Below are 12,561 nucleotides of genomic sequence, written 5' to 3' on the forward strand. Positions count from 1 at the left end.
CGGTCAGAATCTGATCTGAACGACTTTGCGCATCCAGATCCCACCGACGATGAGGAGGACGATCGCAAGTACGATTAGGCCGTATCCGACAAGGCTATCCGTGAACTTCCCAATGTATGTTGGATTAGCGACGCTGAGAAAGCCGGTGATGCCGAACGGTAGTGCCATGAGCACGTATGCGGAAAGCTTCCCTTCGGCGGCGAGCGTCTTGACCTGTCGACGGATGTCGTTGCGTTCCCGGATCGTGTTCCCGACTCCGTCGAGCACTTCAGCGAGGTTGCCGCCAACCTCCCGGTTGATCGCGACAGCCTGGGTCACCCAGACGAAGTCTTCGCTTCCCATCCGGGCTGCCGTCTCCTCGAGCGCGGCGTTCACCTCGCGCCCAAGCCGTGTTTCGTTGATGATCCGGGCGAACTCCTCCGAGGTGGGCTCCTCGGCCTCGCGAGCCACGGAGTCGAGCGCCTGGAGCATGCTGTGTCCAGCACGGAGGGAGCTCGCCATGAGTTGCAGCGAGTCGTCGAGCTGATCGGCGAACGCCGCGCGACGGCGGTCCGCCTTGATGGAGAGGACGACCCTGGCGCCGATCGGGATCATCACGGCAAAGAGCACACCGAGGAGGAGACCGCCGACAAGAGTGCCGAGGGCTCCTGCGACCAGACAGGCGACAACGACGAGAAAAACGAAGTCCTGGAACCGGGCCTTCACACCAGCCTGCTCGAGCACCGAGCCGAGCCCCGATGCACGTACGCCCATCAATCGGCCGATCGCGCTTGTGGCCACGCTCGCCCCGCGAGCGAGCGGACCTGACGACTCACCCGCGTACGGGCGCCGTCGATCAGCGGGTAGGCGAACTGGGCGGGGGGCCAGCAGCAGGTAGACCGTGATGGCGAGTGCGAGCGCGCCTGATCCCAGACCGACGACGACGGTCGGCGGGAGCTGACCGATCATCGGAAGGTCCCGGTGGGAGTACCGAACACTCGGGGGGAGAGATGAATTCCGAGCTCCTGGAACCGGTCCGTGAACCGGGGCCGGATCCCGGTCGGGACAGGAGTTCCGAGGAACCGACCATTGGCGTCCACGCCGGCCGAGTAGTCGAACAGGAACGCGTCCTGAAGCGTGACGGTCTGCCCCTCCATGCCCTGGACCTCGGTGACGGCGGTGACCCGCCGGGTGCCGTCCCGGAGGCGGGTGAGCTGGACGAGGACATCGACGGCCGAGGCGATCTGCTCCCGGATGGCGCGCAGCGGTAGATCCATGCCTGCCATGAGGACGAGCGTCTCTAGCCGCGCGATCGCGTCACGCGGAGAGTTCGCGTGCACCGTGGAGAGCGATCCGTCGTGGCCTGTGTTCATCGCCTGCAGCATGTCGAGACTCTCTCCGCCACGGACCTCGCCGACGACAATGCGGTCGGGGCGCATACGCAGGGAGTTTCGCACCAGGTCGCGGATGCTGATCTCGCCCTTTCCCTCGATGTTGGGCGGGCGGCTCTCCAGACGCACCACGTGCTCTTGCTGCAACTGGAGCTCGACCGCGTCCTCGATCGTGACGATCCGTTCGTCGTTGGGGATGAACGACGAAAGCACGTTGAGCAGGGTCGTCTTACCGGTACCGGTACCACCGGAGACGATGACGTTGAGCCGGGCCTCCACGCACGCGTGCAGAAGCTCGGCCATCTCCGGCGTCAGGGTGCCGAAGTTGATGAGGTCCGCCACCTTGAACGGATCCTTGGAGAATTTGCGGATGGTCAGCGACGAGCCGCTGAAGGCGAGGGGCGGGATAACCGCGTTCACACGGGAGCCGTCGGGGAGGCGGGCGTCGACCAGCGGCGACGACTCGTCGATGCGACGTCCGACCCGGGACACGATGCGCTCGATGATGCGGCGCAGGTGCTCCTCGGAGGCGAAGCGGGCATCGCTGCGTGTGAGTTTGCCCTTGTGTTCGACGTAGACCATCTCCGGGCCGTTGACCATGATCTCGGTGATCTCCGGATCATCGAGCAGCCGCTGGAGGGGACCGTGACCAAGGACGTCGTCCTGCACGTCACGGATGAGGCGGAGGCGCTCCTCGGCGGATAGTGGAACCTTTTCTTCCTCAACGACGTGGTTCAGTTCCGTGCGCACCAGCTTGTGCAACTGCTGCTCGCTCAGAGAGGTGTCGTTCAATCGGGCACCCATGCGCTCGAAAAGCGCGGTTGATGCCCGGTCCTTGAGCTTCGTTAAGGCATCACCGCCGCTGCCGTCCGATGTCTCGCCTACCCCGGCCGCAGCAGGGGGCGTTGTCGAGGCGCTGCGCCGACGGTCAAGTGCCGACGTCAGCGACGGACGCGAATCTGCTGGCGGGACGGGTGCGTCTGCCGCCATCGGCACGCTGACCGGCGTGGCCGGCGCAGGGGGCGCCGATGGCGGGGCGGCAATCTCCGGCGATTGGGCCGCGCGAAGCCGCTCGGACAGTTTCATCAGACACGCACCTTCTTCAGGCGACCGATGCCCGCGTGACGACCGCTGCTCTTCGTGACTTCCGCGGCGGTGAACTGGGTGACGATCTTCTCGAGCTTCTTGACCATGGGGTCTCTGCCGCTCTTTTGGAGCAGTGGAACGCCTTGGTTGAGCGAGGGCAGGACGATCGGGGAGACCGGGAGCTCGTGATCGACCGAAGTCCCGATGGTGGACGAGACGTCGGCGATGGTCAGCCCGCCACGGGGGTCGCAGAAGTTGATCACGACGGTACGCGTGTCGGTCTGCAGCTCGAGCTCCGCGAGGATGTCGAGTTCCTTGCGCAGACCGCGTACTCCCAGCACGTCCATGCTCGTGATGAGGATGAGGTCGGTAGTCCGGTCCATGGCGGCGAGAGTGTGCTCGGACAGACCCGGTGCTGTGTCGACGACGACATACCGAAACTGGGAACTGAGCATTTCGAGAAGGCGGCTGACCTCGTCCCCGCTGATGGTGTCGGCCGCGGCCGGGGACTCGGGCGCACAGATCGCATACAACCCTGTGGGGTGCAACGTGAGGAACGTCTTCAGGGCCATCGTGTCGCGGCTGGCAGGACCGCGGACAGTGTCGAGCAGCGAGTAGTCCGGGGTGAGGTTCAGTGCGGTAGCGACGTCACCGAACTGCACGTCGAGGTCCACCAGCACGGTTGAGCCCGGCTCTGCGCGGGCCAGGCCCACCGCCAGGTTCGTTGCTAGCGTCGTCTTCCCCACGCCGCCCTTGGGAGAGACGACGCTAAGTACGCGGCCTGAGACCAGCGTCGACGGCACGGCGACGATGTCGGAGGGGTTGGTTGGCAGGGCCGCAGCTCGGTCGATCGCCGCGCGAATCGTTACCACGTCCGCCTGCGGATGAAGAACATCCCGTACCCCGGCGCGCAGGGCGGCCAGTCCGATCTCCTGCTCGGCGTCGCTCACTAGCAGAACGGCGATCGACGGGAACTTGTCACGGAGCCGCTCCGTGAGTTCGAGCGCACCGCGGACCGCCGATCCCGCATCGATAACGATGATGTCCGGGAGGGCAGCACCGTGCAGGAGACGGACGAGTTGTTCCGGGTTGGTGGGTATCGGCCCGGGCGGCAGGAGGAGGAAGGCGCCGCCGGTCGCTTCGCGGAAGCGCTGCTCGAACTCAGCAGAGTCTGCGAAAAGGACGATTCGTGTCATTGGTAGACGTTCTCCCTCGTCACGGCTCGAGTGCCGTCGACACTCGCCTCGTCGTCCTCGATGGAGAGCCAGATCTGCTCGAACTCTGCCGCGTAAACCAGTTTCTCGGCATCGGGGGCGCCTAGCGCGAGCGTGACCATGATCTGCGCCGTCGGGACGGATTCGGCCGGAGCCTGAGCGGCCTCTGTCGAAGCCGCAGGGGCGACCTCATCAGAGTCGGCCGTCGGCGTAGCGGGCGCGACCGCGCCCTGCACCCGTGTAACCAGCGCCTTGTGAAGAACCAGATGGGTTTGATTGCCGCTTTCCCCTGGCGCCGGCGTAGCTGCCTCACCCTCGGCTCCGGCCGCCTCCGCCGCAAGGGAGATAAAAACGCCGACCGTGTCGCCCTCAGTGAGGTGGCCGCCCAGCACCCTGACTGGGTCTAGCTGAACGGTGACCTGGTGAAGGCCCGCGGGGACTTCGACCGCCGTTCGCGCTGCGGCAACTTCCGCAGTGACGAACCGATGGCTGGCGAGCTGCTCGCCCGGGACCAGTTCTCCGGCGGTGACCATGCCGGCCACATCGTCGAGCGTGGTCAGGGCGCCTGGGGCGACCGCAGAGCCAGGAATGCTTTTCACGGTCACTGACTCGGTCAGAGCCTCGGCGCTGGTGCCTTCGCCGATCGGCACGGACGCGACGAGCACCTCTACCGGCTCGAGAGCGGCTACAGCGCGGGCGTCGGCCCGACCGACGTAACCGATGAGAAGGGTTCCTCCCAAAATTGCGAGAAGAACGGCAGCAAGGGCGGCAAGGACACGACGATTCACTGTGGTCTCAATCTGTGAGGTGCACGGACTTGGCACCAAGGTCCGCGGCGTCGGGGTCGGACGATGGCTGACCCGAGAGGTCGCTCACCTCCGTGAATTGCCCGACTATGCACTGCCCGTTGCCGTTGTTGCAGCCGCTCGTTCCCGTTCCGAGCTTGACGGTCTGCTCTCCCTGGATCATCAACCACATGCCTACGACTTTGAAACCGACGTAGCCATAAACGGTGTAGACGCCAGGCGCCCCGCCGCCCTCGGCGAAGTTGTAGACCGGGAGCGCCACGGTCTTGCCGATGAGGCCGGTGAGGTACTCCGTCGTGCATTCGGAGGGACCGGGGTTACCCGGATTGTTCGAGACAGGTTCGCCCACCGTCGTGTACACACTGCAGACCCCGGAGTCTGTGCCATCCGTAATCCAAGAGAATCCACCCGGCATTGTCAGGGAGCTCGAGGCACCTTCCGGTGTGCAGCTGTAATCCTTCGGAGCACCGGACGAAGAAGGATGGTCGAGATAGATTTGGACAATCGCGGACGTGTTCTGGAACGTGTACTCACCAGTAAGTGGGTCAACGATGAAGGAAGTCCCGGCCGCCTGGGCGAGCTTGTCGATCTCGCAGACGGAGAAAATCAGAGGCAGTGTGTCAGCGCCGCCTGGGACGTCCCAGGCGGCGGTGGCACGTGCCACCACATCACTCTCTTCGAAGCCAAGGACGGGTGCGAGCCAATGCTGACGGATACCGGCAGTCTCGACGGTGACAGTTCCGGCGTTCGGCTCGAGCGTCACAACAGGCGCTTCCGTGTCGCCATCGTTCTTATTGGCGTCAGAGAAGTCCTGCGCAACGGCATTCGGGTCCGCCGTGCAGCTACCAACCGCGCAGTCCTGGGCGATCGCGAGCGCCGCCGCGTCCGCGCCGAGCTGGAGCTGTTGACGGTCAGCGTGAACCGCGGCAACGTCGATCGCGATCGCGCCGAAGCCGATCAGGGGAATCATCAAGAGCGCGACAACAACCGCGACGGCCCCACGCTCACCTTTCAACCGTTGCATCGCATGGTTCCTTTGCCGGTGAGGGTGACATCGGGGAAGAAGATAAGATCGACCGAGTGCTCTACGGATACTCTCGCAGGCTCCGTTGAGCCATCGCACGTCAATGGTTCGACCGTGATCTGGGCATCGGCGAGTGGAAGTGATGCCGCTGCCGCCTTCGCAGATTCTTTCGCTTCAGAGACACTGTTGTGGATTGCCATGGTGCGAACCCCCGCCCTAGCGGCGTCCGAGAGCGTGGTCTGGACGTTGTACGCGCGACCGAACTCGGTAATGCCAAGAACGAGCAACAGGAGAATCGGCACAATGAGCGCGAACTCAACGGCTGCCGCGCCCCGGTCACTTCGCTGGCTGTTCACCACTGACCACCTCCGAAAAGGCGCCGACGCGGAGACCGACTGATCACCGCATCGGCGCCTGTGGTGCTTGTTCGGTGAACGAATCAGGTGGTGGTGGTGGTGGTGCCGCTCTGGCCCGACGGCACGGCGAGCTGCCCGGTGATCTTGTCGAAGAGGGCATCGAGCTGGGTGCCGAGCAGGGCGACAGCAACGATGATCGCGACAGCGATCAGGCCGACGAGAAGGCCGTACTCGACGGCGGTGGCGCCACGGTCCTTGCGACCCTCGAAGCGGTCGCCTATGACTGTGAACAGGGTGGTGAAGAATGCGGCTGCACGGTTCATTTCTGAACTCCCTATGAGGTTGGTCAGCTCCGGAGGGGGTCCAGAGCCAGGGGGCACACGCTCGGAGCAGGGGGATGAACCGGCGTGCTGATTGAGATTCGCAGAACTTTTCGTATCCTGCAACCACTTTGGGCGTGTGAACTTGCGGATGATGCACGGTCTGCTACGGGCCTCACCCTCGCCTCACCCTTGATCACCCGGTCGAGCCCATCCTTCATCCGCTCAATCTCGCGGTTCCGGAGCCCAGACAGCGTCCTGATCCCTCTGGTAAGAAGGTTGTCTGGAGAGGGCCTGTGTAACGAACGCAACAGCGGCCGTAACGAGGACTTAGGGCTCTCTCAGTCCCGGGGGAGACGCCCAGTTCGGGTGCCGAGGAGAAGTGCCGATACCGAAACTCCACCCGTGAGGACTCCCATGAGCGACTCCGCAGAGATGGGTCTTCGAGCGCTGAAGAAGCAGATGACCCACGAGGCCATCGCTGAAGCGGCGCTCAAGCTCACGCTCGAGAAGGGGCTGGACCACGTCACGATCGACGAGATCGCCAAGCAGGCGTTCGTCTCGCCCCGGACGTTCTCCAACTACTTCTCCTGCAAGGAGGAGGCGGTGGTGGCCGCGGACGACCACTACACCGACGAGGTCGTGGCCGACCTGGCGCGGCGGCCGGCGGACGAGCCGCCGCTCGACTCCCTCCGGCACGTCCTGGTCGACCTCGCTCGGTCGCAGTCGCGCCAGCAACTGCGCGCGTACGTCGAGCGGGTCCAGCTGGAGGACCAGTACCCCACGCTGCGACCGTTCCGGATGGCGCAGTACGAGCAACTCGAGGAAGCGCTGCGCGGGGCGATCGCCGAGCGCACCGGCACGAACGTAGCGAGCGACCTCTACCCGTGGCTGGCCGCTGCAGCAGCCGTCAACATCATCAAGACCACCACGCGGCTATGGGGGAGGCCCACCGCGGCCCGGGTCCGGCTGATCGAGAAGATCGAGGGCGCCTTCGACCAGATCGCGGCCGGGCTGCCCGCGCCGACCTCGGGCACCGAAGCGCCGGCATCCAAGGCGCTGAAGTAGAGAACGACAAAGCCCCTGGCCGCGTTTCCGCGGAACCAGGGGCTCGTCGTCGCTGTCTCAACGAGTGTCCGGAGGGGGACTTGAACCCCCACGCCCGATAAAGGGCACTAGCACCTCAAGCTAGCGCGTCTGCCTATTCCGCCACCCGGACAGGTGGTGCTTCGCCTCGCGAACTCGGCCTTCCGGCGTCGTTCACCCGGCTGGGCAACGACGAAAAAGATAGCACGGGGGAGAGGCGCTCCTCGACCACGGAGGGCCGCTCCGGCGTCGTTCGTGAGCGAAGCCACACCTCAGAACACCGGCTTGCCCCCGGTCACCCCGAGCACCGTGCCGGAGACGTAGCTGGCCTCGTCGCTCGCCAGGTACACGAACGCCGTCGCCACCTCGATCGGCTGCCCGGGACGACCGAGCGGGGTGTCCATACCGAAGTCCTTCACGCTCGGCTTGGTCGCCGGCTGCAGCGGCGTCCAGATCGGCCCCGGCGCCACGGCGTTGACCCGGATGCCACGCGGGCCAAGCTCCGCAGCCAGGTTCACGGTCGCGTTGTTGATGGCGGCCTTGGTGGAGGCGTAGTCGAGCAGCGTCTCCGAGGGCTGGAACGCCTGGATGGACGCGCAGTTGATGACGCTCGACCCCTTCTTGAGGTGGGGGAGCAGCGCCTTGGTGAGGAAGAAGATGGAGTAGATGTTCGTCTCGAACGTCTGGCGGATCTGCTCCTCGCTGATCTTCTCGAGCCCCTCCTGCGCCATCTGGTAGCCGGCGTTGTTCACCAGGATGTCGACCCCGCCGAGGCCCTTGACGGCCGCCTCGGCGAGCTCGATGTTGGCCTGCTCGGTGCGCTGGTCGGTGGGGCACAGGACGCACGTCCGGCCGGCGGCCTCGACCTGCTTCTTGGTCTCCTCGGCGTCGTCCTGCTCCTGGGGGAGGTAGGCGATGGCGACGTCGGCGCCCTCCTTGGCGAAGGCGATCGCGGTGGCGCGTCCGATGCCGGAGTCGCCGCCGGTGATCAGCGCCTTCTTGCCGACGAGGCGCTCGCGTCCCTTGTACGACGTCTCGCCGTGGTCCGGCACGGGCTCCAACGCGTCCGTGCGGCCGGGCCACTCCTGGCTCTGCTCGGGCAGGTTCTTGATCGACTCGGTGTCCACGTCCATGGTCCCCAGGCTGGTGCAGCCCGCCGCGCTCCGCACGCCGAGCCGGGACGTCGGCGGCACCAAGTACGGTCGTCTCCCATGGACCGCTTCGATCTCCGCTCGGCCGACGGCACCCTCGTGCTCTCCGCCCCCACCTCCGCAGACATCGACCGCATCGCCGAGATCTGCGTGGACCCGGAGATCCAGCGGTTCACCACCGTCCCCAGCCCCTACACGCGCGGCGACGCCGCCACCTTCGTCACCAGCGTGGTGCCAGAGGGCTGGCAGAAGGGCGCCCCGACCTGGGCCATCCGCACGGTGGCCGATGGCGGGGACCGGCTCGTCGGCATGGTCGACCTGCACGACGTCGCCCACGGCCGGGCAGAGATCGGGTACTGGATGGCGCCCGATGCCCGCGGCAACGGTCACCTCTCACGCGCGATCGAGCTCGTCCTCGACGTCGCGTTCGGCCGGCTGGGGCTCGTGCTGGTCCACTGGCGCGCCGACGTCGGCAACTGGGCCTCGTGGCGCGCCGTCTGGCGGCACGGCTTCCGCAAGGAGGGCACGGTCCGCGGCCTCAACGTCACCCGCGAGGAGCTCAAGGACGCCTGGATCGGCTCCCTGCACAAGGAAGACCCCCGCGCCCCCGTCGCGCCGTGGGACGGCCCGGAGACGACGGCGGAACCGGCGGCCGCCGTCGCGTCGCCCTCGTCGCGGGACCCGGAGGCGCTGGTGCGCCAGTTCCACGACACCTACGCCCTCCCCGTGGTCAGCGACCCGCCGAGCGTGGACCGCGACCGCGTCCACATGCGCATGGCCCTGGTGGCCGAGGAGCTCGCCGAGCTCGTCGAGGCCGTGTACGGGGAGGCGGCCGGCGCGGAGATGTCCGCGGCGTTCACCCGCGCCGTGGCAGCCGACGACGGCACGCGCGACACCGTCGAGGCGGCCGACGCATTGGGGGACCTCACGTACGTCATCTACGGCATGGCGTTGGAGTGCGGCATCCCGCTGGAGGACGTGCTCGCCGAGATCCAGGCGTCGAACCTGTCCAAGCTGGGGGAGGACGGCAAGCCGATCTACCGCGAGGACGGCAAGGTGCTCAAGGGGCCGGGCTTCTTCCCGCCGGACATCGCCGGCGTGCTCGCCCGGCACGGCTACCGCCCGCCGTCGCGATCCTGAGCAGCCGTCCTTTCGGACGATGGGGGTGACAGGCGGCACAATGTTCCGCATGTCCGACGTCACGGCCCTGGCCGACACCAAGCTCGATCCCGCCAACCCGTTCGCGGCGCCGTCGTCGCTGCCCTACGGGCTGCCCGACTTCGCCGCCGTGCGGATCGAGCACTTCCGGCCCGCGGTCGCGGCCGGCATCGCCGCGCAGCGCGCCGAGTGGGAGGCCGTCGCCACGGACCCGACCGTGGCGGACGTGGTCAACACCCTCGACGCGCTCGAACGCTCGGGCGAGCTGCTGCGCAGGGTGCTGGTCGTCTTCCACACGCTGGCGTCGTCGGTCGGCGGGGACGAGATCCACGAGATCGAGTCGGAGATCGCCCCGCAGCTCGCCGCCCACGGCGACGCGTTCTGGCTCGACCGCCGGATCTACCAGCGCCTGGAGTCGCTCGCCAGCGCCACCCCGCTGCTCGACCTCGACGCCGAGACCACGTGGCTGCTGGAGAACTACCGCAAGAACTTCGTCCGCGCCGGCATCCGCCTGGACGACGCCGGCATGGACCAACTCCGCGAGCTCAACTCCCGCCTGGTCACCCTGGAGACCGAGTTCTCCCAGCGCGTCGTCAAGGCCATGGAGGCCGGCGCCGTCGAGGTCGAGGACCCCGCCCGGCTCGCGGGCCTGGATGAGGGCACCCTGGCGGGGCTGGCCCGCAACGCCGCCGACCGCGGCGTCGCCGTCAACCACCTCGTCACCCTCATGCTGCCCACGCAGCAGCCGCTGCTCACGCGCCTGACCGACCGCGAGCTGCGCGCCCAGCTGCTGGCCGCCTCCGAGCAGCGGGGGACCGGCGTCGACGCCGACTCCGACACCCGCGCCATCATCCTCGAGGTCGCCCGCCTGCGCGCCGAGCGAGCCCGGCTGCTCGGCTACGACCACCACGCGGCCTACATAGCCGAGGACGGCACCGCCGCGACCACGCCGGCCGTCAACGAGATGCTCGCCCGGCTCGCCGCCCCGGCCGCGCGCAACGCCCGCAAGGAGGCCGACGAGCTGCAGGAGCTGCTCGACGCCGACCCCGACGTCCCGGCCGGCGCCACCCTGCGCGCCGCGGACTGGTCGTACTACTCCGAGCGGCTCCGCAAAGAGCGCTACAGCATCGACGACTCCGTCCTCGCGCCCTACCTGGAGCTGAACCGGGTGCTCGACGACGGCGTCTTCTACGCCGCCAACCGGCTCTACGGCATCACTTTCCACGAGCGGGCGGACCTGGCCGGCTACGCCGACGGCGTGCGCGTCTGGGAGGTCAAGGAGGAGGACGGCACCGGCCTCGGGCTGTTCGTCGGGGACTACTACGCCCGCGTCGGCAAGCGGGGCGGGGCGTGGATGCACAATCTCGTGGACCAGTCCCACCTGACCGGCCGAAAGCCGGTCGTCGTCAACAACCTCAACCTCACGCCGCCGCCCGCCGGCGAGCCGACCCTGCTCACGTGGGACGAGGTGCGCACCTGCTTCCACGAGTTCGGGCACGCGCTGCACGGCCTGTTCTCGGACGTGAGGTACCCGACGCTCTCGGGCACCTCGGTGCCGCGCGACTTCGTCGAGTACCCCTCGCAGGTCAACGAGATGTGGATGGCGAACCCCGACGTCGTCGGCCGGTTCGCGCGCCACCACGAGACCGGCGAGCCCCTGCCCGCCGAGCTGCTCGAGAAGGTGCTCGCCGTCGCCGGGTACGGCGAGGGCTTCGCCACCACCGAGTACCTTGGCGCCGCGCTGCTGGACCAGGCGTGGCACCAGGTCACGCCCGAGCAGGTGCCCACCGAGGTGGACGACGTCGCCGCCTTCGAGCGCGAGGCCCTCCAGCGCGCCGGGGTCGGCCTCGAGCTCGTGCCGCCGCGCTACCGCTCCACCTACTTCAACCACACCTTCGGGGGCGGCTACGACGCCGGGTACTACTCCTACATCTGGTCCGAGGTGCTCGACGCCGACACCGTCGAGTGGTTCACCACCGAGGGCGACATCGACGGCGACGGAGGCCTGAACCGCACCGCCGGGCAGCGGTTCCGTGACACGCTGCTCTCGCGGGGCTACTCGCAGGACGCGCTGCAGTCGTTCCGCGACCTGCGGGGCCGCGACGCCCGCATCGATCCGCTGCTCGCGCGGCGGCGGCTGACGGACTGACCGGACGACGGCGGCCGGGCAGCGGCGCGCCGACGGGCCGACCAAGGAGGCGCGCGTGCGGAGGTCCGGATCGCCGTCGTGGAGCCTCAGCGTCTCGGACGCGGCCACGCTCGACCTGGCGCTGTTCGTTCGCGACGCCGTGGGGCTGGACACCTCTGACGACCCGTTGGCGCCGCCACCGCTTGCGTCCCGGCCGCCGGACCACAGCGACCTGCTCGACGGGCAGTCGCGCACAGAGGTCGCCCGGCAGTGGGCTGCATGGTGGCGGGCCGCCCTGGCGTTCGAGACGCGGTGGCGCCGCGCAGCATCAGGTTCGGATCTGCGGAGTTGGGTGGCTGCCCGCGAGGAGGACGAGGCTCGTACCGTCGGAACGGCGCCCGACTTCGCGGTGCTGGCCGGCAGTCCGGAACTGCAGCAGGTGGTCGTGGCGCTCCACGAAGAAGCGAGGCGCTGGCCTGGTCGAGCAGACGGCGACCGCGAGCCAGACTCGCGCTACGAGCTCACGCGCACCATCGCCGAGGAGACGATCGGGCGGTACGGCGTCTCGCCGGACCGGGTCAACGGCATCGTGCTGGTTGTTCTCGTCGGCGGCGTCTGGTGGCGGTCGGTGGAGCCCGGCGTCGTGGTGTGCTCGGCTGCCGCTCTCAAGGACGCCCGGACGACGGCGGAGCTGCTGCGGGAGGCGTTCGAGTCCGGTCTGGCGGGGCCGTCGGGGCGTTGAACGCCTCGCTGGCCTGCGACGACATCCTCGTTTAGGACGTTGAACGCTTGAAAGGCCGTGTGGCCTGATGCTGACGACCTAGCGTCGAGATGCGCCCTACCTCCGGGCCCTCTCGACGAC

12 protein-coding genes and 1 tRNA gene are annotated in these 12,561 nt (G+C 67.7%); 4 read left to right on the forward strand and 9 right to left on the reverse strand.

Annotation, left to right across the window (positions count from 1 at the left end; genetic code table 11):
- Window positions 1-3 precede the first annotated feature (3 nt).
- From ABD774_RS03935 to ABD774_RS03965, 7 genes are all read right to left on the reverse strand, one after another.
- Window positions 4-948 (reverse strand): type II secretion system F family protein, encoded by a 945-nt coding sequence (locus ABD774_RS03935; protein WP_345037901.1) that lies wholly within the window; start codon window positions 946-948, stop codon window positions 4-6.
- Entirely contained in the window at window positions 945-2,456 is a 1,512-nt protein-coding gene (locus tag ABD774_RS03940) for a TadA family conjugal transfer-associated ATPase (protein WP_345037903.1), read from the reverse strand. Before ABD774_RS03940 ends, ABD774_RS03935 begins: the two co-directional genes overlap by 4 nt.
- Window positions 2,456-3,652, reverse strand: a complete 1,197-nt coding sequence (locus ABD774_RS03945; protein ID WP_345037905.1) for a CpaE/TadZ family protein — start codon at window positions 3,650-3,652, stop codon at window positions 2,456-2,458. Before ABD774_RS03945 ends, ABD774_RS03940 begins: the two co-directional genes overlap by 1 nt.
- On the reverse strand, window positions 3,649-4,458 hold the full coding sequence (gene cpaB, locus ABD774_RS03950) for a Flp pilus assembly protein CpaB (protein WP_345037908.1): 810 nt from the start codon (window positions 4,456-4,458) through the stop codon (window positions 3,649-3,651). Before cpaB ends, ABD774_RS03945 begins: the two co-directional genes overlap by 4 nt.
- A gap of 7 nt (window positions 4,459-4,465) precedes the next feature.
- Window positions 4,466-5,500, reverse strand: a complete 1,035-nt coding sequence (locus ABD774_RS03955; protein WP_345037910.1) for a pilus assembly protein TadG-related protein — start codon at window positions 5,498-5,500, stop codon at window positions 4,466-4,468.
- A complete protein-coding gene (locus ABD774_RS03960) occupies window positions 5,488-5,856 on the reverse strand; it encodes a TadE/TadG family type IV pilus assembly protein (RefSeq protein WP_345037913.1) in 369 nt (122 codons plus the stop codon). The genes ABD774_RS03955 and ABD774_RS03960 overlap by 13 nt, the downstream gene beginning before the upstream one ends.
- Window positions 5,857-5,939: 83 nt before the next feature.
- Window positions 5,940-6,179, reverse strand: a complete 240-nt coding sequence (locus tag ABD774_RS03965) for a Flp family type IVb pilin (protein ID WP_345037916.1) — start codon at window positions 6,177-6,179, stop codon at window positions 5,940-5,942.
- A gap of 414 nt (window positions 6,180-6,593) precedes the next feature.
- Between ABD774_RS03965 and ABD774_RS03970 the strand changes: the two genes are divergently transcribed.
- Entirely contained in the window at window positions 6,594-7,244 is a 651-nt protein-coding gene (locus ABD774_RS03970; protein ID WP_345037918.1) for a TetR/AcrR family transcriptional regulator, read from the forward strand.
- A 65-nt stretch (window positions 7,245-7,309) separates the two neighbouring features.
- Here the strand turns inward: ABD774_RS03970 and ABD774_RS03975 are convergent.
- Both ABD774_RS03975 and ABD774_RS03980 read right to left on the reverse strand, forming a co-directional pair.
- A tRNA-Leu gene (locus ABD774_RS03975) sits at window positions 7,310-7,395 on the reverse strand.
- 139 nt (window positions 7,396-7,534) lie between these two features.
- Window positions 7,535-8,395: an SDR family oxidoreductase gene (locus tag ABD774_RS03980; RefSeq protein ID WP_345037921.1), complete on the reverse strand. Its 861-nt coding sequence runs from the start codon at window positions 8,393-8,395 to the stop codon at window positions 7,535-7,537.
- Window positions 8,396-8,473: 78 nt separating this feature from the next.
- On the opposite strand from ABD774_RS03980, the gene ABD774_RS03985 reads away from it, so the two are divergent.
- The 3 genes from ABD774_RS03985 to ABD774_RS03995 are packed head-to-tail and all read left to right on the forward strand — an operon-like array spanning window position 8,474 to window position 12,441.
- Entirely contained in the window at window positions 8,474-9,553 is a 1,080-nt protein-coding gene (locus ABD774_RS03985) for a GNAT family N-acetyltransferase (RefSeq protein WP_345037923.1), read from the forward strand.
- Between the two features lie 49 nt (window positions 9,554-9,602).
- Window positions 9,603-11,720: a M3 family metallopeptidase gene (locus ABD774_RS03990; protein WP_345037925.1), complete on the forward strand. Its 2,118-nt coding sequence runs from the start codon at window positions 9,603-9,605 to the stop codon at window positions 11,718-11,720.
- A 55-nt stretch (window positions 11,721-11,775) separates the two neighbouring features.
- Window positions 11,776-12,441, forward strand: coding sequence for a hypothetical protein (locus tag ABD774_RS03995; protein WP_345037927.1), 666 nt, complete (start codon window positions 11,776-11,778; stop codon window positions 12,439-12,441).
- Window positions 12,442-12,561 lie beyond the last annotated feature (120 nt).

The sequence above is a fragment of the Georgenia daeguensis genome (assembly GCF_039537705.1).
Lineage (GTDB): Bacteria > Actinomycetota > Actinomycetes > Actinomycetales > Actinomycetaceae > Georgenia > Georgenia daeguensis.

Coding starts and splice junctions, on each gene's coding strand:
- ABD774_RS03965 (WP_345037916.1), bottom strand. CDS start 6,179: ATGAACCGTGCAGCCGCATTCTTCACCACCCTGTTCACAGTCATAGGC.
- ABD774_RS03985 (WP_345037923.1), top strand. CDS start 8,474: ATGGACCGCTTCGATCTCCGCTCGGCCGACGGCACCCTCGTGCTCTCC.
- ABD774_RS03955 (WP_345037910.1), bottom strand. CDS start 5,500: ATGCAACGGTTGAAAGGTGAGCGTGGGGCCGTCGCGGTTGTTGTCGCG.
- ABD774_RS03940 (WP_345037903.1), bottom strand. CDS start 2,456: ATGAAACTGTCCGAGCGGCTTCGCGCGGCCCAATCGCCGGAGATTGCC.
- ABD774_RS03935 (WP_345037901.1), bottom strand. CDS start 948: ATGATCGGTCAGCTCCCGCCGACCGTCGTCGTCGGTCTGGGATCAGGC.
- ABD774_RS03980 (WP_345037921.1), bottom strand. CDS start 8,395: ATGGACGTGGACACCGAGTCGATCAAGAACCTGCCCGAGCAGAGCCAG.
- ABD774_RS03970 (WP_345037918.1), top strand. CDS start 6,594: ATGAGCGACTCCGCAGAGATGGGTCTTCGAGCGCTGAAGAAGCAGATG.
- ABD774_RS03990 (WP_345037925.1), top strand. CDS start 9,603: ATGTCCGACGTCACGGCCCTGGCCGACACCAAGCTCGATCCCGCCAAC.
- ABD774_RS03945 (WP_345037905.1), bottom strand. CDS start 3,652: ATGACACGAATCGTCCTTTTCGCAGACTCTGCTGAGTTCGAGCAGCGC.